Here is a 19,135-nt window from a genome sequence, read left to right as displayed (position 1 = left end):
CCAAGCCCGTCATCCTTCGGAAGCGATAGACGCGTCGGGCGGGCTACTCCGCGTACTGCCCGCCGCAGCTGCTGTCCTCGCCCCCGCCCAGTTCGAGCATGGCGAGCAGGGCGGCCGGCGGGGCGATGGTGCCCAGGGTGATCGCCAGCGCGCCGCGCAGGCCGAGCCGGCCCATGTCGGGGCGGAAGCTGGGGTCGCGGAAGGTGCCGTCCGCGACCAGCGGCGAGCGCAGCGAGAGGATGCTGCGATCCTTCGGGCGCGGCTTGAGCACCAGATCCAGGGTCTCGTCGCGCAGGCTGATGCTGCCCTCGCCGAGGATGATCGTGTCGGTGGTGTCGAACGCCAGCGCACGCGCCTCCATCACCCCGTCGCGCACCGCGAAATCGCCGAACGCGCAACGCACCGGGATGATGCGGTCGCCGGTGATGAGGAAACGCAGCGCCTCGGCGATGTCGACGCCGGCGAACTCCACCAGCAGGTTGCTGACCTTCCCCGGGCCCATGCCCACGGCGATGTCGCCGTCCGCGCTGCCGAGCATCTTCGCCACCGAGTTGCCGGTGCCGCTGATGCCCACCACGCCGCCGATCGCGCCGACCGCGTCCTTCGCCAGCGCCGAGTCCGGGAACAGCCGGGCCAGCTGCAGGCCCTCGATCCGGGCGTCCAGCCGGGTGCGGATCGGCTGCTGGTTCGAATCCATGCGCACGGTCGCGCGGATGTCTCCGCCGGCGACGCCGAAGTTCAGCGGGTCCAGGGTGACCTGGCCGCTCTCCAGCAGCAGATGCGCCTCCATGTCGTCCAGCGGCAGCGTGGGGGCGTCGATGCGCCGGGCGCGCAGGCGCACGTCGGCGTCCATCGCGTGCAGCTTGTCCAGCGCGTATGGAGTGTCGGGAAGCACCCGGTCGCTGGTGGCCTGCTGCTGCGCCCGCTCGCGCTGCGTCTCGTTGGCGGTCTCGCCATCTCCCGATTGCGGCGGCGCGCCGATGAAGCCCGCCAGATCGTCCAGGTCGAGCAGGTCCGAGGTGAGGTCGGCACGGAGCACCGGACGTTCGCCGCCGGCCTCCACGGTCACGTCGCCGGCCAGGTCGCTGTCGCCCACCTTTCCCTCGAAGCCGGTATAGCGCCAGGTGTCGCCCTCGCGGCGAAAACGGCCGTCCAGGGAGTAGGGCGGCGTGGAGGGCATGGCGATGCCGAGCAGCGGGTACAGGTCCTCCAGGTCGCGCCCGGACAGCGCCATCTGCAGGTCGAACCGCTCCAGCCGGAACGGATCGACCAGCGCCCCGCGTGCATGGGCGCGGGTGGTGCCGGCGGTGGCGTGCAGGTCCAGGCGGTAGGCGTTCTCCGTGTCCTGCAGGTCGAGCGGAGACTGGGCGCTGCCCTCCAGGCGGAACGGGTTGCCGCGCCAGCGGCCTTCGCCCGCGATTCCGACCGGCGGCGCGGCTCCTTCGCGCTGCGGCTCGCGGCTCGCGACGCGGGCGTCGATGAGGGTGTCGTGCGCGGCGTCGACGAAGAGCAGCCGGCCCTCCTCGATCCACAACCGCTCGAGTCGCGGCCGGTCTCCATCCCCGGACCGGGCGAAATCCCAGTTGCCGCCGCCCTCGGGTCCGGTCTCCAGGCGCAGCCGCGGTTTCGTCAGGCGGATGTCGGGAATCCGTACGCCGCGCCCGGTGAACAGGGAAGCCAGGCTGATGCGCAGCTCCAGGCGGTCGGCGCTGGCCATTTCGGTTTCCTTGGCCCAGGACGCGTTCCCGAGGCGGAGGTCATCGGCGCGGATCGTGGTTTCTAGGGCGGGATCGACGTCCAGATCGCCGCCGATCTCGAAGCTGCGGCCGATGCGCGATTCCACCCCGCGCTCGACCGCCCCCTTGAACCAGTTCCAGTCCCAGAACAGCCACATCGCCAGCACGGCCAGCGCGACAGCGGCCAGGGCGCTCCACCACGGATGGTCCGCGGCGATCGCGATCGCCCGGGGAGTGCGTGGAGCGTCGGTTGCCATGCCCGCCCTGCGGTGTGAACTGCCGACACCATCGTCAGGCGGCGGTAAAGCAGGGGTGAATGCCGCACCCTCCGGTTCAGCCGGCAGCGGCCGTCAGGCGCGCCTAGTCCTGGATCGGCTCGCAGCGCAGGCTGCGGCCGCCGTCCTCCTGGGAGAGCTCGACGTAGTCGTCATCGACCACCAGCCGGAGACCGACGTCCGCCCAGGTCGGCGGCGTGCTGCCGGCGATGGCGCCGAGCCGCACCGTACGCCCATCGCTCATCCTGACGCGGGCGACGCGACCTTCGCGGATCAGCTCGACGCGGTTGCCGTCGTCGCAGGCGTAGCGCGCCTGCACCACCTCGTCGTCGGCGGCGGCTGGGGCCTGCGCCGGGGAGGGCTCGGTGGCCTGCGGCTCCGGAGATTTCGCTTGGCAGGCCGTCAGCAGGAGCGCAAGGAGGATACCGATGCCGGGAAAGGAAAAGTTCACTGGAGTCGCCTCGCGGCGTTCGACCGGAGCCCATGATAGCGCGGCGGCCGTCAGACCGGCCCGATCACCTCGGCCATGACCGCGACGTAGTGGCAGACGCTGCCGGCGATGCAGAACAGATGCCAGATCGCGTGCGAGTACGGCACCGTTTCGCGGTGGTAGAAGAACGTGCCCAGCGTGTAGGCGATGCCGCCGGCGAGCAGCCAGCCGAAGGTCCAGGCGTCGAGCGCGCTCAGGACCGGCTTGATCGCCACCAGGACCAGCCACCCCATCGCCACGTAGATCAGCGTCGACAGGCGCCTGAAGCGCCCGGTGTAGAACAGCTTGAACACCACGCCGGCCAGCGCCAGGGTCCAGATCGCCGCGAACAGCGACCAGCCGAGCGGCCCGCGCAGGGCGATGAGGGTGAAAGGCGTGTAGGTGCCGGCGATCAGCAGGTAGATCGCGCAGTGGTCGAAGACCTTGAGCCGGCCCTTGAGGACCGGGTGGGTGACGGCGTGATAGAGAGTGGAGGCGGTGTAGAGCAGCAGCAGCGAGATGGCGAACACGATCGCCGCGCCGAGCTGCCAGGCATTGCCGTGCAGCGCCGCGAGCGCGATCAGCACCGCGCCCCCGGCCAGCGCGGCCGCCGCTCCCACGCCGTGGGTCAGCGCGCTGGCCAGCTCCTGGCGCTTGGCGTGCAGGGTGGCGGCGTGGCTCATCCGGCTACCTTGGTCCGGGCGATTGGAGCAAATGCTCGGTCGCCCCGCCCGGCAATCGCGGCGTCCCCGCGCACTTGCGGTGAGCTGTCCGGGCTCGCTGTCGGCGTTCGCGGTGATGGGATCCATGGGCCGCCCGGTGCTGGAGATCGCCACCGTAGCGACCCGCCGGCCACGGCCGGGTGACGGTTCAGTCGATCCCCACCGCGTGGGCGTGCTCGCGGGTGGCCAGCAGTTCCACATCGGGCCAGCGTTCTGCGGTCAGCTGAAGGTTGACGCGGGTCGGGGCGAGGTAGACCAGCTGGCCGGCGGCGTCGAGGCCGAGATGCTGGGCGTTCTTCTCGCGGAACTCCTCCAGCTTCCGGGGGTCGCCGCAGCGCACCCAGCGGGTGGTCACCACGCCTACCGGCTCGAACCCGGCGTCGACCCCGTACTCGTCCTTGAGCCGGTAGGCGGCGACGTCGAACTGCAGCACCCCGACCGCGCCGAGGATCAGGTCGTTGGACATCAGCGGGCGGAAGAACTGGGTGGCGCCCTCCTCGGACAGCTGCGCCAGGCCCTTCTGCAGCTGCTTGAGCTTGAGCGGATCGCGCAGGCGGGCGCGCCGGAACAGCTCGGGTGCGAAATTGGGAATGCCGGTGAAGGCCAGCGTCTCGCCCTCGGTAAAGGTGTCGCCGATGGAAATGGTGCCGTGGTTGTGGATGCCGATCACGTCGCCGGGCCAGGCCTCGGCGGCGATCTCGCGGTCGCTGGCCATGAAGGTGAGCGCGTTGGCGAGCTTGACCTCCTTGCCGGCGCGCACGTGGAACGCCTTCATCCCGGCCACGAAGCGGCCCGAGCAGACCCGCATGAAGGCGACCCGGTCGCGGTGCTGCGGATCCATGTTGGCCTGGATCTTGAACACGAACCCGGTCAGCCGCTCCTCGGCTGGCCGTACCATACGGGTGGTGGTGGCGCGGGGCTGGGGCGGCGGAGCGTGTCCGACGAAGAAATCGAGCAGTGGCTGCACGCCGAAATTGTTCACCGCCGAACCGAAGAACACCGGGGTCTGGCGGCCGGCCAGGTAGGCCCCGGCATCGAAGGGGTGCGACGCGCCCTGCACCAGCGCGAGCTCGTCGCGCAGCTCGGTCAGCATCTGCGCGCCGATCCGCGCCTCGAGGGCGGGGTCTTCGATGGAGGCGAAGATGGTCGAGTCCTGCCGGGTGAAGTTGCGGCCCGGTTCGTAGAGGTGCACCTCGCCGGTGAGCAGGTGCACCACGCCCTTGAGGCGCTGGCCCATGCCGATCGGCCAGGTGACCGGGGCGCACTGGATGCCGAGCACGGATTCGACTTCGTCGAGCAGCTCGATCGGCTCGCGGCCTTCGCGGTCGAGCTTGTTGATGAAGGTCATGATCGGCGTATCGCGCAGGCGGCAGACCTCCATCAGCTTGATGGTGCGCTCCTCCACGCCCTTGGCGACGTCGATCACCATCAGCGCGGAGTCGACCGCCGTGAGCACCCGGTAGGTGTCCTCGCCGAAGTCGGCATGACCGGGGGTGTCGAGCAGGTTGACGACGCGGCCCTCGTAGGGGAACTGCATCACCGAGGAGGTCACCGAGATGCCGCGCTCCTTCTCCAGCGCCATCCAGTCGGAGGTGGCGTGGCGCGCCGCCTTGCGGCCCTTGACGCTGCCGGCCATCTGGATGGCGCCGCCGAACAGCAGCAGCTTTTCGGTCAGGGTGGTCTTGCCGGCGTCGGGGTGCGAGATGATCGCGAAGGTGCGGCGGCGCGCGGCTTCAGTGGAAACGTCGGGCATGGGGGGAGCGCGCCGATGGGCGCCGGTCTGGAGGCGGGAGGGCGCGATTATAGGTTCTACCGGTCGTTGCTGCGTTCGTCGGAACCGCGACCTTCGCCGGTGAGCAGAGGCAGGCTCGGATCTACGGCGCTCGAAAGGCGGGTCGACGCGTTGCCGGCGATGGAGTGTCGGGTCTACGGCCTTCGACGAGAGCGGAGCCCGGGCCGGGGAGGCCTTGCCGGCGGAGTCGGGCCATCCATGGCCCGATCCGCCGCCGCAGGCCGTCCATGGCCTGCTGTCCGCCTCCCCCGGCGCGGCTCACGCCCCCGCGCCCCCAGCCGAAGACGCTCCTGGGCTATTCGCTGGCGCCGGCCCGCGCCGACGGTGATGGGTCGTCGGCGGGCGCGGGGGCGGCCTGCTGCGGGTCGTCGAAGCGCAGGATCCCGCGCGGGCCGAACATGCGGAAAGGGATCGACTGCAGCTGCATGCCGCGGTTGACCTGGACCACGAAGTGCAGGTGCGGTCCGCTGCTGAAGCCGGTATTGCCGGACAGCGCGATACGCTGGCCGCGGCGGATCCGCTCGCCGCTGCTTACGAATACCCGTTCTGCGTCCAGATGGGCGTACACCGCCATCGTGCCGTCGTCGTGCAGGATCCGCACGAAGTTCGCGCGGCCGCCGTAGCGTTCCTCGGTGCCGGTGGCGGTGAACCCCGACTCGGCCTGCATCACCGTGCCGTCGCGCGCCGCCAGCACCGGGGTCCCGACCTCGACTGCCAGGTCCACCGCGTGGCGATTCTCCGCATCGTCATGGCTGAAGCGGCCGCCCCAGCCCTGCTCGACGTAGAGTTGCCGGCTTTGCAGCGGCCAGGCGTATTCAATGTCCTGCGGCCGTGCGCCAGGATGGCCGGGGACGGCTTCGAGGCGGAGTTCCGCGCTGGCCGCCGCGGTGCCGGCGATGCGTGCCACCAGGACCCGGCCGCGCGCTGGCACCGTGGCGCGTGCCGGCAGGGCCGGCTGCGCCTGCGGCGCGGCGCCCGCGGAGGCGCGCAGGACCACCCCGATCGGGCCGTCGAGCAGGTTTTCCGCCCACGCCAGCACCAGGCCGTCGCGCTGCTCGAGCCGCAGCCGCGCCACCGGGGCGGGCTCGATCTCCACCGCCACCAACGTCACTGCGGCGGCAGGCGCACCGTCGCCGACCCGGTCGCCGTAGTGGACCACGCCGTCCTCGCCGGTCCATCTGTACACGCGCGCCGCCTGCGACCATGCCGGCGTCGCCAGCAGGGCGGCGGCTGCCAGCGCCGCCATGGTCCAGCGCGCGTGCATCGGCTCAGCGCAGGCAGTCGGGGTCGAGCCGCAGCGCGCGGACCACGTCGCGAAGGTCGAACGCGGTGACCGCGCGATCGTCGTGCACCGCGTACAGGGCGCCGCCGGGAAAGCGCGGCGTGGCCGCCGCATGCAGCGCGACGCCATCGGTATTGGCGGTGAGGCGGCCGGTGAAGCTGCCGCGCGGCGCCAGATCCGCGCGGGCGTAGAGATGGAACGTGGTCAGTGGGGTGAGCTGGTCCACCGCCACCCAGTAGCCGCTTTCGGCGCCGCACGACCACAGCGCCACGCCTTCGGCCTCGCCGACGAAGCTGCCATCCGGCAGGTCGACCCCGGTATAGCGGCCGTCCAGGGTGTATTCGCGCAGCGTCGAGACGTTGCGACGGTCCTCGTCGGCCACCAGCAGCCGGTCGTGCAGCGGATCGCCGGCGATCGACTCGACCATGCGCAGCGCGCCGCGCTCGCTGGTGTCGCCGAAGGCCCCGAGGTACTCGGCCTGGAACGCGTCCGCGGCCCGCTGTAGCCGGTAGCGGCGCACCCGCCGGTCCAGTTCGGCGAGCGGTGGCACCACCTCGTGGCGCGCGCCGTACATGAAGCTGTCGGTCACGTAGGCCAGCAGTTCCCCGGGCGCGGATTCGTGCAGCCAGATGCCGTACGGGCTGCGCAGTTCCTGCTGGCCGAAACTGCCCGCCGGGCGGAATTCCGGCAGCTCCAGCACCTGGACCCGGGGCGCATCGCGCTCGGTGACGAACGCGTGGTCGCCATAGACGAGCAGTCCGTTGGGGCGGGTGAATTCCCCGGCGCCGGCGCCGCGGCGGCCGACGCTGCGCAGGCGCTCGCCGCTGTCGCCGTCGAACACCACCAGGCGGTGGCTCGACTTGGCGGTGGCGATCACCCAGGTGGCGCCGTCCGGATGGATCCAGGTCGCCAGCGAGTCCAGCTCGTCCTCGCGGTTCTCCTCGGTGACGTACACCTCCTCCACGGTGACGCTGTCGCGAACCTCGCCGAGCACCCGGGCGGCGGAAGACGAACGGGGGGCCGGCTCGAGGGTCGAGCAGGCGGCGAGGAGCAGGCAGGTCGCGGCCGCGGCGAGCAGGGCAGCGACGGATCGGTAGGTCGGCATCGCGGAATTATCGCCGAGCGGGGGCGTCCTGCGGTGTCCGAAACGCTTGCACCAGAAACCATATCGCTCGATACGCATGAAGAGATTGACAAACCGGGATTCCGCTGGCAGTCTCGCTGCATCCATCGAGACCGGCGGAGGGACAGGCCCTTTGATGCCGGGGCAACCTCCACCCGGCGCCCAGGCGCGCGGGGGGAAGGTGCCAAGTCCTGCGGGGACCTGAGCGTCCACCGGAAGATGGTTGCGGACCGCCTCCCCCACGGCGGGCGCAATTCACCGACCCGGCTCCCCGTGCGCATCGATGGCCCCTCCATCTCTGGAAGGCGCCATGAGCCTGGTCGACCCCGCGGTTTTCCACCCCGAGCCGAATCCCGCATACCCGCCTTGCGCCGCCGGCCGGGAGCCGGACCTCGCCGCGCTGCGCGGCGAGGTCGCGATCGAACTCGCCCTCAGGCATGCCGGGAACCGACGCGTGCGGCTGGCCTGGGAACTGCAGGGGGCCGCCGACGCGCCTGTCGTGCTGGTGGCCGGCGGGATTTCCGCGCATCGCCATCTGGCGCCCAGCGCGACCTTCCCGGAACCCGGCTGGGCCGGTGCGCTGGCCGAGCCCTCGCGCACCCTCGACCCGGCCCGCTTCAGGCTGCTGGGCCTCGACTACGTAGGCGCCGACGGCAGGCTGGACGCACCGATCGACACCGCCGACCAGGCCGACGCCGTCGCCGCGCTGCTCTCGCACCTGCGGATCGGCCGTCTGCATGCCTTCGTCGGCTATTCCTACGGGGCCTTGGTGGGCCTGCAGTTCGCGGTGCGGCACTCGGCGCGTCTGGAGCGCCTGGTCGCGGTGAGCGGTGCGCACCGCCCCCATCCCTATGCCGCCGCCTGGCGGGCGTTGCAGCGTCGCGCCGTCGCGCTCGGGCAGCTGCAGTGCGCCGATGCCCAGGGGCTTTCGCTGGCGCGGCAGTTCGCCATGCTCAGCTACCGCACCCAGGAGGAATTCGCCGAGCGCTTCGACGCGCCACCCGAGATCGTCAACGGCCGGGTGCGCGTGGCGGCCGAGGACTATCTCGACGCGGCGGGGGCGCGCTACGTGGCGCGCACGCCGGTCGATGCCTGGCTGCGGCTGTCCGAATCGATCGACCTGCACCGCATCGACCCGGCCGCTGTGGCGGTACCGACCACCGTGATCGCGGTCGAAGGAGACCGCCTGGTGCCGCTGAGCGATTCGGTGGCGCTGGTGGAGGGGCTTGGCGCGCACGGCAGCCTGCGCGTGTTGCGCTCCGCCTACGGCCACGACGCCTTCCTCAAGGAAACCGACCGCATCGACGCCCTGTTGCGCAACGCGCTGCACCCTCACGGAGAGATCGCATGAGCCACCCCGACCAGACCGCCGCCCCCTGTCCGGCCCCCGCCACCCGCGCGGTGCGCGCCGGCATCGACCGCGATCCGGCCTTCGGTGCGGTCACCCCGCCGCTGGTGCTGTCCTCGAACTTCAGCTTCGCCGGCTTCGCGGCCAAGCGCGAGTACGACTACACCCGCAGCGGCAACCCCACCCGCGACCTGCTCGGCGACGCGCTGGCCGAACTCGAGGGCGGCGCCGGCGGCGTGGTCACCTCCACCGGGATGTCGGCGATCACCCTGCTGCTGCACGCGCTGCTCGAGCCCGGCGACCGGCTGGTGGTGCCGCACGACGCCTACGGCGGCAGCTGGCGGCTGTTCGACGCGCTCGCGCGCAAGGGCCATTTCGAGCTGGTCACCGCGGACCTCACCGACCCGCGCTCGCTCGCCGAGGCGCTGGCGCGGGCGCCCAAGCTGGTGCTGGTGGAAACGCCGTCCAATCCGCTGCTGCGCATCACCGACCTGCGCTTCGTGATCGAGGCCGCACACCGCGCCGGCGCGCTGGTCGCGGTCGACAACACCTTTCTCTCGCCGGCGCTGCAGGTACCGATCGCGTTCGGCGCCGACGCGGTGCTGCACTCGACCACCAAGTACATCAACGGCCACAGCGACGTGGTCGGCGGCGCCCTGGTCGCCGCGACGGCCGAACTGCACCAGCAGTTCTGCTGGTGGGCGAACGCGCTCGGCATCACCGGTGCGCCGTTCGACAGCTTCCTGACCTTGCGCGGGCTGCGCACGCTCGACGCGCGGTTGCGCGTGCACCAGGAGAACGCCGCGGCGATCGCCGCGCAGCTGCAGGCCCATCCGGCGGTGGCGCGGGTGTACTGGCCCGGACTGGAGTCCCATCCCGGCCATGCCGTCGCCGCGCGCCAGCAGCGCGGCTTCGGGGCGATGCTGAGCGTCGAGCTGTGCGGCGAAGGCGCCGCCGGGCAGGAGCGCGCGGTGCGGGCGTTCGTCGAGGGCCTGCGCCATTTCACCCTGGCCGAGTCGCTGGGCGGGGTGGAGAGCCTGATCGCGCACCCCGCCACCATGACCCACGCGGCGATGACCGCCGAGGCGCGGGCGAAGGCGGGGATCCCCGACGGCCTGCTGCGACTGTCGGTGGGCATCGAGGCGCTCGAAGACCTGCAGGCCGATCTGGCCCGGGCGCTGTCGCGCGCGGCTGCGGCGCAGCACGCTCCGGCGCGCAAGCTGGTGGACGCATGAGCACGGTGTTGCGGCTGCCCGCGGCGCCCCGGACCGTAGCGCCGGCGGCGCGTGCCGGGCAGGCGCCGCCGCGCCTGGCGCTGCTCGGCACCGGTACCGTCGGCGGCGCCTTCGTCGCGCGCTGCGAGCGGCTGCGCGGGCAGGGCGCGGCGGTGCCCGCGTTCGCCTGGCTGTCGAACTCGCGCGCGCTGGTAGCGGGCGGCGGCGATCCCCGCGGCGCGGTCGAGCGGGCCCGGGCCGCGCCGGCGCGCGCGGGCGGCTGGCCGCCGTGGGTCGAGGCCGAAGGCCTGCGCAAGGGCGATATCGTCGTCGACGCCACCGCCAGCGACAGCGTCGCCGGCCAGCACAGCGAGTGGCTGGCGCGCGGGATCCACGTGGTCACCGCCAACAAGCTCGGCAACGGCGGCCAGCTGGCGCGCGCGCAGGCGATCGCCGCCGCGCACGCCGACGGCGACGCCCGCTACGGCGACAGCGCCACCGTCGGCGCGGGACTACCGCTGCTGCGCACGATCCGCGAGCTGGTCGCCGGCGGCGACCGGATCCTCGAGGTCGAGGGAATCCTCTCGGGATCGCTGGCCTGGCTGTTCGACCGCTACGACGATTCGCGACCGTTTTCCGACCTGGTGCGCGAGGCGCGCGCCAGCGGCTACACCGAGCCGGACCCGCGCCTGGACCTGTCCGGGGAGGACGTGCGCCGCAAGCTGCTGATCCTGGCGCGCGCCGCCGGCCTGCCGCTGGAGGCACACGCGGTGCGCGGCGATTCGCTGCTTCCGGCGGCCCTGGCGACGGCCGCCGACGATGCGGTCGATGCATTGTTGCCGAGTCTGGATGCGCCGCTGCGCGAACGTTTCCGGCTGGCGCACCGCGACGGCGCGCGGCTGCGCTTCGTCGCCCGGTTCGGCGAGGCGGGGGCGGAACTGGGGCTGCGCGCGCTGCCGGCCGCGCATCCGCTGTGCGCGGGCGGCGGTACCGACAACGTGGTCGCGATCGCCAGTTGCCGCTACCGCGAACAGCCCCTGGTGATCCGCGGCCCCGGTGCCGGCGCCGAGGTGACCGCGGCCGCCATCCTCGACGACGTGCTGGCGATCGCGCGCGGCTGATGGGGACGAGGCACGGGCGGCCTGCCGCGCTCAGTCCCGCGGGCGGGGCGGGGTTTCGGCGCCCTCCGGGCCGGCGCGCCACGGCCACCGGCCCTCGACCTCGAGGTGCAGGGCGAAGACCAGGAACGTGCGGATCAGCACCATCGCGCCGAGCATCATCAGGCTTTCGAAGGTGTACTCGATGGCGATCGTCCGGATGATGTCCGCCGCCACCAGAAACTCCAGGCCGAGGATCAGCCCGCGCACGCTGTGCATGCGGAAGGCGAGATAGGCCTGGTGGCCGGTGCCGGCCCGGAGCTCGAACGGCCAGCGCGCGGCGGCGAACACGAAACCACCGATGATCACCGCCACGCCCAGCATCTCCAGCGCCTGGATGCACCAGCCGATGAGCTGAACCAGCGGCTCGCCGATCGTCACCATGCGTCGCTCAGCACTCGATCACGTTCACCGCGAGACCGCCGCGGGACGTTTCCTTGTACTTGTCGCGCATGTCGCGGCCGGTCTCGCGCATGGTCTTGATCACCTTGTCCAGGCTGACCTTGTGCTTGCCGTCGCCGCGCATGGCCATGCGCGTGGCGTTGATCGCCTTGACCGCCCCCATCGCGTTGCGCTCGATGCAGGGGATCTGCACCAGCCCGCCGATCGGGTCGCAGGTCAGCCCGAGGTTGTGCTCCATGCCGATCTCGGCGGCGTTCTCGATCTGGCCCGGATCGCCGCCCAGCGCCGCGGTCAGGCCGGCGGCGGCCATGGAGCATGCCACGCCGACCTCGCCCTGGCAGCCGACCTCGGCGCCGGAGATCGATGCGTTCTCCTTGTAGAGGATGCCGACCGCGGCCGCGGTGAGCAGGAAATCGAAGACGCCCTGCTCGGTGGCGCCGGGAACGAAGCGATCGTAGTAGTGCAGCACCGCGGGGATGATCCCGGCCGCGCCGTTGGTCGGCGCGGTGACCACGCGGCCGCCGGCGGCGTTCTCCTCGTTGACCGCCAGCGCGAACAGGTTGACCCAGTCGAGCACGTCCAGCGGGTCGGCCAGCGCCGCCTCGGGCCGCGTCGACAGTTCCTGGTACAGCATCGGCGCGCGCCGGGTCACGTGCAGCCCGCCGGGCAGGGTGCCGGTCTGGCGGATGCCGCGCTCCACGCAGGCGCGCATCGCCGCCCACAGTGCGCGCAGGCCGTCGCGGATCTCCTCGGCGCTGCGCCAGCACTGTTCGTTGGCGAACATCAGCTGGGCGACGGTGATGCGGTTGTCGCGCGCACGCTGCAGCAGTTCGTCGCCGCTGGAGAAGGGGTAGGGCACCCTGGTGGTGTCGGCGACGATGCGGTCCTCGGCGGCCTCGTCCTGGTTGACCACGAAGCCGCCGCCGACCGAGTAGTAGTCGCGGCTGGCGATCTCGGCGCCCTCGGCATCGAAGGCGGCGAAACGCATCCCGTTGGTGTGGAAAGGCAGCTTCTGCCGCTTGTTCATCAGCAGGTCGCGCTTCTCGTCGAAGCCGATCTCGTGCCGGCCGTGCAGGCGGATGCGACCCTGGCCGCGGATCCGCTCGAGCGCAGGCGGGATCACGTCGGGATCGATCAGGTGCGGCCAGTGCCCCTCCAGTCCCATCATTACCGCCTTGTCGGTGCCGTGGCCGCGGCCGGTCAGCGCAAGCGAGCCGAACACCTCCGCGCGGATGCGGGCCACGTCCTGCAGCCGCCCCGGCTCGATCAGCCAGCGCTCGACGAAGCGCGCGGCGGCGCGCATCGGGCCCACCGTATGCGAGGAGCTGGGGCCGATGCCGATCTTGTAGAGGTCGAAGGTGCTGACTGCCATGCGGGTATTCTACTCGCCCGTCCCTGCCGGCCCGGTGTACCTGCGATGACCCAGCCACGGCTCGTCCTGTACCAGCGCGACGACTGCCATCTTTGCGATCTGGCGCTGGATGAGCTGGCGGCGGCGCGCGTTCCCGAGTTCGACAGCGTGTTCATCGACGCCGACCCGGCGCTGGAGGCGCGCTATGGGGTCCGCGTGCCGGTGCTGCGCGACCGCGAGCGCGACGCGGAGCTGGACTGGCCGTTCGACCGCGGCGCGGTGCGCCGCTGGCTTTCGCTGGCGGTGGCGACGGCACTGCCGCTGGGTGCCGGCACGGCCGAGGCGGCGGCGGGCGACGTGGACCTGGCCAATCACGGCGTGGTCGCGATGACCGAACCGGCCGCCGATTGGGCCGGGCGGCGCCTGGGCGAGGTGCTGGACCTGGACGGCGTCGAACGGATCGTGCTCGTCAAGGCCGTGACCAGCGCCCCGGGCGACATCGACCTGGCCAACGTGCGCCGGATCCTGCGAACGGCCAGCGGGGTCGCGCACGGGGGCCGCGGAATGCGCCCGGGGCTGCTGCGGATGGGCAGCGACGACGCGACCTGGGAGGGACTGCTGCTGATGCGCTCCGGGGACGTGTTCGGGTTCGCCATCGGCCAGGACGAGGTCTGCCTGACCGGCTCCGGCGGGCGCCGCGCCTGCTGGGACGAGCCTGGGAACGGCCTCAGTCGGCCGGGCGGAACACCACCCGGGTACTGATCGCGATCGCGTCGGGGATCACCGAGGTGTCGGCCCACTCGCCCTCGCCGACGCCGAACTCCAGGCGGTTCACCGTGGCCCTGCCGGCGAGGACCGGCTGCGCGCCGGGGGTCCAGTCGAAGGTGAGGGTGACCGGCCGTTCGACGCCGCGCAGGGAGAGCACTCCGTCCGCCGCGTAGCGTCCGCCGCCCAGGCTGCGGAACCCGCTGGCGGTGTAGCGCGCCTGCGCGAACCGCGCGCTGTCGAAAAAGGCCGGACCGCGCAGTTCGCCGTCGTAGTCGTCGTTGCCGGCGGTGGCGCTGGCGAGCGGAATGGTCACCTCCAGCCGCGCGCCGGCCGGATCGGCGGGGTCGAACGAGAGCGTGGTCCGGAACCCGGGAAAGCCGCCACTGAAGGCCTCGCCCTGGTAGGTGCCGCCGAACGCGAGGCTCGAGCCCGGCGCCTGCACGTAGTCGGTGGCCGCCGCCGTGGCTGCGAATGCGAGCAGGGCGGCGAACAGCAGGGTCTTACGCATCGCGGGAATCCTCGGCGAGGGTGGTGGGAGATCCGGGGCCGGCGCGCAGCCAGCCGCGCGGCAGCATCCGCGCCAGGGTGGCGTCCTGCAGGAACAGATGGTGGTGGAACGCGGCCGCGGCGTGCACCAGGGCCACCGCCACCAGCAGCCAGAACAGCCATTCGTGGGCGCTGGCAGCCAGATCGCGCAGCTCCGCGTCGCGCGCGGCGATGGCCGGCAGGTTGAACAGGCCGAACCACTGCAGCGGGAAACCGGCGGCGGAATTGAACAGCCAGCCGCTGAGCGGAATCGCGAACAGCAGCGCATACAGCAGCCAGTGCGACAGCCGCGCCGCATTGCGCTGCCAGCCGGGCACGCCCGTCAGCGGCCGCGGCGCACCGGCGTACAGCCGCCACCCCAGCCGCAGCAGCGCCAGCGCCAGGATGGTGAGGCCGAACGACTTGTGCAGGGCGTAGATCCGGATCTTGTCGGGACTGTTGAGCATGTCGACCATCCACAGCCCCGCGGCGCCCTGACCGAGGATCAGCAGCACCACCAGCCAGTGCAGCAGCTGGCTGACGCCTCCCCAGCGGTCGGCGGTGTTCTTCCAGGTCACGTGCGATGCTCCGGTGGCCGCTGCGTTCGATCGCGCAGCGACGCCTGCGGCCCCTCGGCGGCCGGCGGTGGGGTGGCCTTCCGGTCCCCGTTCCCGATCGCCTCTGCGGCAGCGGCGCGCGTGCGGGTGGCCTCGGCCTCGATGTGCAGTTCGACCGTGCGCCCGATCATCGAGCCCCACGCGTCGATACCGTAGTCGGTGCGGTCGAGCGTGCCGACCGCGGTGAAGCCGGCGGTGCTGCGGAACGGCGGCAGCGGGTGGCGCTTGAGCGCGTTCAGCCGCACCGTCAGGGACAATGGCCGCGAGACGCCGCGCAGGGTGAGGGTGCCGTGGACGGCTGCGCGGTCTTCGGCCAGCGGCTCCACCCGTTCGCTGGCGAACACCGCGACCGGGTGCCCTTCCGCATCCAGCAGATTGCGGCCGAGCGCGGCGCGGTTCCAGCGCGCGTCCCCCAGGTCGATCGCAGCCACCGGGATCTCGGCGCGCAGCCTGGCCGTGGACCAGTCCTCGGGATCGAAGACCAGGGTTCCGGTACTGCCCGACACGGTGCCGATCGCGCGCGAGAAGCCGGCATGGTCCACCGCGAACACGACCCGGGTGTGCACCGGGTCGAGCGCATAGGTCCGCGGTTCGGCCCGGGCGGCGCCGGCGCCCAGCGCGAGCGCGAGCGCGAGGACCAGCGGGGCGGGCAGCAGGCGCGGAGCGGGGGCGACGGGCATCGGCTCTTTTCCTGGGGATTCGCCGATTCTACGGCCCTGGCCGGTCGGCGGCGCGCGGCGGGCGGGCTTGCGCCCGCAATGCAGCGTTGCGAGGATCGGCCGGGCCAACCGGGGAAGGCCGATGCTCGACAGGATGTCATGGCTGCTGTGTTCGCTGTTCGCGCTGGTGCCGCTGGCGGCGCCAGCCGCGCCGGGCCGGCCCGCCCTGCCCGAAACGCCACGCTTCCGGCAACTCACCGTCGCCGACGGCCTGCCGTCGGACAACGTGAACGCGCTGGCCGAGGACCAGCACGGCTATCTCTGGGTCGGCACCGCCGATGGCCTGGCCCGCTACGACGGCGTCGATCACCGGGTCTGGCGCCGCGAACGGGGGCTGCCGGACAACGCCGTCACGGCGCTGCACGTGGACGCCGCCAACCGGCTCTGGATCGGTACCGAATCCGGGCTGGCGGTGCTGGACAGCGAGCGCGCGGGTGTGGCCATCCCCGGCGGCGGCGCGACGCCGTTTCCCGCCGATCGCATCAGCGCGCTGGCGTCGACGCCCGATGGCGCGGTCTGGGCGGGCACCTCGAACACCGGCCTGTACCGGCTCGACGGCGGGGCGGTGGCGCGCTTCCTGCCGGACGCCGACGACCCGCGCGCGCTGCCCTCCGCAACCGTCTATGACCTTCGCACGGCTCCGGACGGTGCGCTCTGGGTGAGCACCAAGGGTGGCGTGGCGCGCTGGGCCGGCGACGGCTTCGAGGTGCTCGCCGAGAGCGCCGTCGAGGATTCGATCGTCTACGGCATCATGGTCGAGCGGGGTGGCCGGCTGTGGATCGGCACCCAGCTCGGTGTGTACTCGCGCGAGACCGATGGCCGGGTGCTGCCGGCACGCTGGAACGACGACGCGATCGGCGTCCCGGGCAACAAGATCTACGCGCCGCTGCACCGCGACCGCAACGGGTTCTACTGGCTGGACACCCGCGCCGGGCTCGCTCTGGGCGACCGCGAGCAGGCGCGGATCGTGCCGGTCTACAGCCAGGTCCTGCAGGGCCCGGTGCTGCCGGCGCTGGGCGAGGTGCTGGAGGACCGCGGCGGTGGGCTGTGGTTCGCCAGCGACGGCGCCGGGCTCTGGTACCTGCCGCCGAACTGGCACCGGTTCGCGATGCTGGCGCGCCGCGAGGGCGAGCAGGACACCCTCGGCAACGCCGACATCACCGCGATGGCCGCCGGCGCCGACGGTGCGGTCTGGCTGCACGGTTCCAGCGGCGTGCTGGACCGCCTCGACCCGCTGACCGGCCAGGTCGAGCACGTCCATTACGACCGCGATGCCGATTACGTTCCCGACGCGGTGCTCGAGGATGCCGGGGGCGACGTGTGGTTCGCCTACTACGGCGGCGTGGCGCGGCTCGCGCGCGCCAGCGGCGAGCTGCGCGCCTGGAGCTATCTCGACGCGGTGGATGCGGCGATCGGCTGGCCGCATGTGGGCCTGGCGCAGGACGGCGACGGACTGGTGTGGGCGGCCACCCAGCGCCACGGCCTCCAGGCCCGCGACCGCAGCGGCCGGGTACGCGAGCAGGTGGTGCCGGGGGACGGCCGCGGGCTCGACGCCAACGCCATGGTGCACGCGATCGAGCGCGCCCCCGACGGTGGCCTCTGGGTCGCGGCCGACCAGGGGCTGCTGATGTGGAACGCGGGCGCGCGCCGGTTCGAACCGGTGCCGGGAGCAGGCGGCCCGGGCGTGGTGGCATTCGCATCCGGCGATGGCGAGACGGTCTGGCTGGTGCGCGACGGACGCCTCGAGTCGTACCGGTGGGACGGCGCGGAGCTGGAGCTGCGCGAGGTCCTCGACGGCAGCCATGGCCTGCCGCCGGTACCGTTCAACGGGATCACCGTGGATGGGGCCGGACTGCTCTGGCTGACCTGTCAGCGCGGGCTGGTCAGGGTGGATCCACGGCTCAAGGCCGTGCAGGTGTTCGGCGCCAGCAATGGCCTGCCGGGCCAGAACATTCGCCTGCCGCCGCTGCTGCGCCAGCACGACGGCCGCATCCTGATCGCCACCCCCGGCAGCCTGGTGGTGTTCGACCCGGCGGCGGTCGGGCCGGCGGAGGCGGTGCCCAACCTGGTGGTCGAGAGCGTCGGCGTGCGCCGCGCCGGAACGGTCGAGGCGCTCGACCCCGGCGCGGGATTCGTCCTGCGTCACGGCGACCGCGACCTGCGGGTGGTCGCGCGGCTGCTCAACTTCAACGACGCCCGCAACAACAGCTACCGCTTCCGGCTGCACGGCTACGACAGCGACTGGGTGGAGGTGGGGGCCAGCGGGGAGCGGGCGTTCTCCCTGCTCGCGCCCGGCCGCTACCGGCTGGAGATCGTGGCCCGCACCGCCCAGAGCCTGTGGTCGGACCCGTTGGAGCTGGCGTTCGAGGTGGCGCCGCCCTGGTGGCGGAGCTGGTGGGCGTCGGCCCTGCTGCTGGTGGTGGTAGCGCTGCTGCTGGGCGCCGGCGCGCTGGGCTGGCAGCGGCGGGTGCGGCGGCGGATGGTCTGGGAGCGGATCCGCCACGAGAACGAGGTCGCGCGCAAGGCTTCGGAGGCGAAGACCCGGTTTTTGGCCACCCTGGGCCACGAGGTGCGCACGCCCATGACCGGGGTGCTGGGCATGAGCGAACTGCTGCTTGAGACCCCGCTGGACGGCCGCCAGCGGCGCTACACCGAGTCGATCCAGCGCGCCGGCGATCACCTGATGCGGCTGGTCAACGACGCGCTGGACTTGGCGCGGATCGAGGCCGGCAAGCTGCAGCTCGACCCGCAGCCCTTCGATCTGCACCAGTTGCTCGACGACGTGGCCGGGCTGATGGGGCCGGGGGCATGCCAGCGCGGGCTGGAGTTCCGCCTCGAGGTGGCCGGGGACCTGCCGCGCTGGATCCGCGGCGATCCGGTGCGGGTGCGCCAGATCCTGCTGAATCTGCTCGGCAACGCAACCAAGTTCACCGAGGCCGGGCGGGTCGCGCTCGCCGCGGACCGGCTGGCGGACGGTCTCCGCTTCGTCGTGGCCGACACCGGGCCGGGCCTGAACGAGGAGCAGAAGCGGCGCCTGTTCCGGCGCTTCGAACAGGCCGAGGGCGCGCGCACCGCGGCCCGCTACGGCGGCAGCGGGCTGGGCCTGGCGATCTGCCAGGAACTGGCCGCGGCGATGGGCGGCAGGATCGACGTGGACAGCGCGCCGGGGGAGGGGACCCGCTTCATCGTCGAACTGCCGCTGCCGGTCGCGAGCGCGCCGCAGGCGCCGCAGCCTGATGCGGCCCGGCCCGCGGGCGCCTTCCGGCTGCTGCTGGTCGAGGACGACCCGACCGTGGCCGAGGTGATCTCGGGGCTGCTGCGCGCGCAAGGCCACGAGGTGGCGCATGTCGCCCACGGCCTGGCCGCGCTGATGGAACTGTCCGCGCACGCGTTCGACGTCCTGCTGCTGGATCTGGACCTGCCCGGCATCGACGGCCTGGCGCTGGCGCGGCAGTTGCGCGCGCAGGGGCGGGCCCAGCCGCTCGTGGCGATCACCGCGCGCGCCGACGCCGAAGCCGAACCGCTGGCGCGTGCGGCGGGCTTCGACGCGTTCCTGCGCAAGCCGGTGACCGGACAGGGGCTGGCGGAGACGCTCGCCGCCGTGCGCCCGGGCGTTCGCGCGCCAGCCTGAAGCG

The 19,135-nt window shown here is 72.5% G+C and carries 15 protein-coding genes, 1 pseudogene and 1 riboswitch; of the genes and pseudogenes, 5 read left to right on the top strand and 11 right to left on the bottom strand.

The annotated features are described in order from the left end of the window. Positions 1-43 precede the first annotated feature (43 nt). From QFW77_RS11110 to QFW77_RS11085, 6 genes are all read right to left on the bottom strand, one after another. Entirely contained in the window at positions 44-1,993 is a 1,950-nt protein-coding gene (locus tag QFW77_RS11110; RefSeq protein ID WP_280574745.1) for an AsmA family protein, read from the bottom strand. A 103-nt stretch (positions 1,994-2,096) separates the two neighbouring features. Then, positions 2,097-2,462 (bottom strand): hypothetical protein, encoded by a 366-nt coding sequence (locus tag QFW77_RS11105; protein WP_280574743.1) that lies wholly within the window; start codon positions 2,460-2,462, stop codon positions 2,097-2,099. Positions 2,463-2,512: 50 nt separating this feature from the next. Continuing rightward, positions 2,513-3,163 (bottom strand): PAQR family membrane homeostasis protein TrhA, encoded by a 651-nt coding sequence (gene trhA, locus QFW77_RS11100; RefSeq protein ID WP_280574742.1) that lies wholly within the window; start codon positions 3,161-3,163, stop codon positions 2,513-2,515. A 187-nt stretch (positions 3,164-3,350) separates the two neighbouring features. Next, on the bottom strand, positions 3,351-4,955 hold the full coding sequence (locus QFW77_RS11095) for a peptide chain release factor 3 (protein ID WP_280574740.1): 1,605 nt from the start codon (positions 4,953-4,955) through the stop codon (positions 3,351-3,353). A gap of 334 nt (positions 4,956-5,289) precedes the next feature. Then, on the bottom strand, positions 5,290-6,258 hold the full coding sequence (locus QFW77_RS11090) for a peptidoglycan DD-metalloendopeptidase family protein (RefSeq protein ID WP_280574739.1): 969 nt from the start codon (positions 6,256-6,258) through the stop codon (positions 5,290-5,292). A 4-nt stretch (positions 6,259-6,262) separates the two neighbouring features. Then, a complete protein-coding gene (locus tag QFW77_RS11085) occupies positions 6,263-7,381 on the bottom strand; it encodes a phytase (RefSeq protein ID WP_280574737.1) in 1,119 nt (372 codons plus the stop codon). 119 nt (positions 7,382-7,500) lie between these two features. Next, a riboswitch (SAM riboswitch) is annotated at positions 7,501-7,625 on the top strand. 84 nt (positions 7,626-7,709) lie between these two features. Here QFW77_RS11085 and metX point away from each other — a divergent pair. From metX to QFW77_RS11070, 3 genes are read left to right on the top strand one after another with little or no spacing between them, the layout of a single operon-like run. Continuing rightward, a complete protein-coding gene (gene metX / locus QFW77_RS11080; protein ID WP_280574736.1) occupies positions 7,710-8,750 on the top strand; it encodes a homoserine O-succinyltransferase MetX in 1,041 nt (346 codons plus the stop codon). Then, entirely contained in the window at positions 8,747-9,982 is a 1,236-nt protein-coding gene (locus QFW77_RS11075; RefSeq protein WP_280574735.1) for an O-succinylhomoserine (thiol)-lyase, read from the top strand. Before metX ends, QFW77_RS11075 begins: the two co-directional genes overlap by 4 nt. Beyond that, entirely contained in the window at positions 9,979-11,082 is a 1,104-nt protein-coding gene (locus QFW77_RS11070) for a homoserine dehydrogenase family protein (RefSeq protein ID WP_280574734.1), read from the top strand. Before QFW77_RS11075 ends, QFW77_RS11070 begins: the two co-directional genes overlap by 4 nt. Positions 11,083-11,112: 30 nt before the next feature. Here the strand turns inward: QFW77_RS11070 and QFW77_RS11065 are convergent, their stop codons facing one another. Next, a complete protein-coding gene (locus QFW77_RS11065; protein ID WP_280574733.1) occupies positions 11,113-11,502 on the bottom strand; it encodes a DUF1622 domain-containing protein in 390 nt (129 codons plus the stop codon). A 7-nt stretch (positions 11,503-11,509) separates the two neighbouring features. Continuing rightward, positions 11,510-12,892, bottom strand: a complete 1,383-nt coding sequence (locus tag QFW77_RS11060; protein ID WP_280574732.1) for an L-serine ammonia-lyase — start codon at positions 12,890-12,892, stop codon at positions 11,510-11,512. 45 nt (positions 12,893-12,937) lie between these two features. Here QFW77_RS11060 and QFW77_RS11055 point away from each other — a divergent pair. Then, positions 12,938-13,168: pseudogene (locus QFW77_RS11055) on the top strand (glutaredoxin family protein); the annotation flags it as partial. Positions 13,169-13,598: 430 nt separating this feature from the next. On the opposite strand, the gene QFW77_RS11050 reads toward QFW77_RS11055, so the two are convergent. From QFW77_RS11050 to QFW77_RS11040, 3 genes are read right to left on the bottom strand one after another with little or no spacing between them, the layout of a single operon-like run. Then, positions 13,599-14,147, bottom strand: coding sequence for a YceI family protein (locus QFW77_RS11050; RefSeq protein ID WP_280574730.1), 549 nt, complete (start codon positions 14,145-14,147; stop codon positions 13,599-13,601). Then, positions 14,140-14,742, bottom strand: a complete 603-nt coding sequence (locus QFW77_RS11045; protein WP_280574728.1) for a cytochrome b — start codon at positions 14,740-14,742, stop codon at positions 14,140-14,142. The genes QFW77_RS11050 and QFW77_RS11045 overlap by 8 nt, the downstream gene beginning before the upstream one ends. Beyond that, positions 14,739-15,461 (bottom strand): YceI family protein, encoded by a 723-nt coding sequence (locus QFW77_RS11040; protein WP_280574727.1) that lies wholly within the window; start codon positions 15,459-15,461, stop codon positions 14,739-14,741. The genes QFW77_RS11045 and QFW77_RS11040 overlap by 4 nt, the downstream gene beginning before the upstream one ends. A 121-nt stretch (positions 15,462-15,582) precedes the next feature. On the opposite strand from QFW77_RS11040, the gene QFW77_RS11035 reads away from it, so the two are divergent. After that, positions 15,583-19,131: a two-component regulator propeller domain-containing protein gene (locus QFW77_RS11035; RefSeq protein ID WP_280574726.1), complete on the top strand. Its 3,549-nt coding sequence runs from the start codon at positions 15,583-15,585 to the stop codon at positions 19,129-19,131. The last annotated feature ends 4 nt before the right edge of the window (positions 19,132-19,135 follow it).

It is taken from the genome of Luteimonas endophytica (assembly GCF_029887875.1).
Classification (GTDB): Bacteria; Pseudomonadota; Gammaproteobacteria; order Xanthomonadales; family Xanthomonadaceae; genus Luteimonas; species Luteimonas endophytica.
This window is presented reverse-complemented; position numbering and strand designations above follow the sequence as displayed.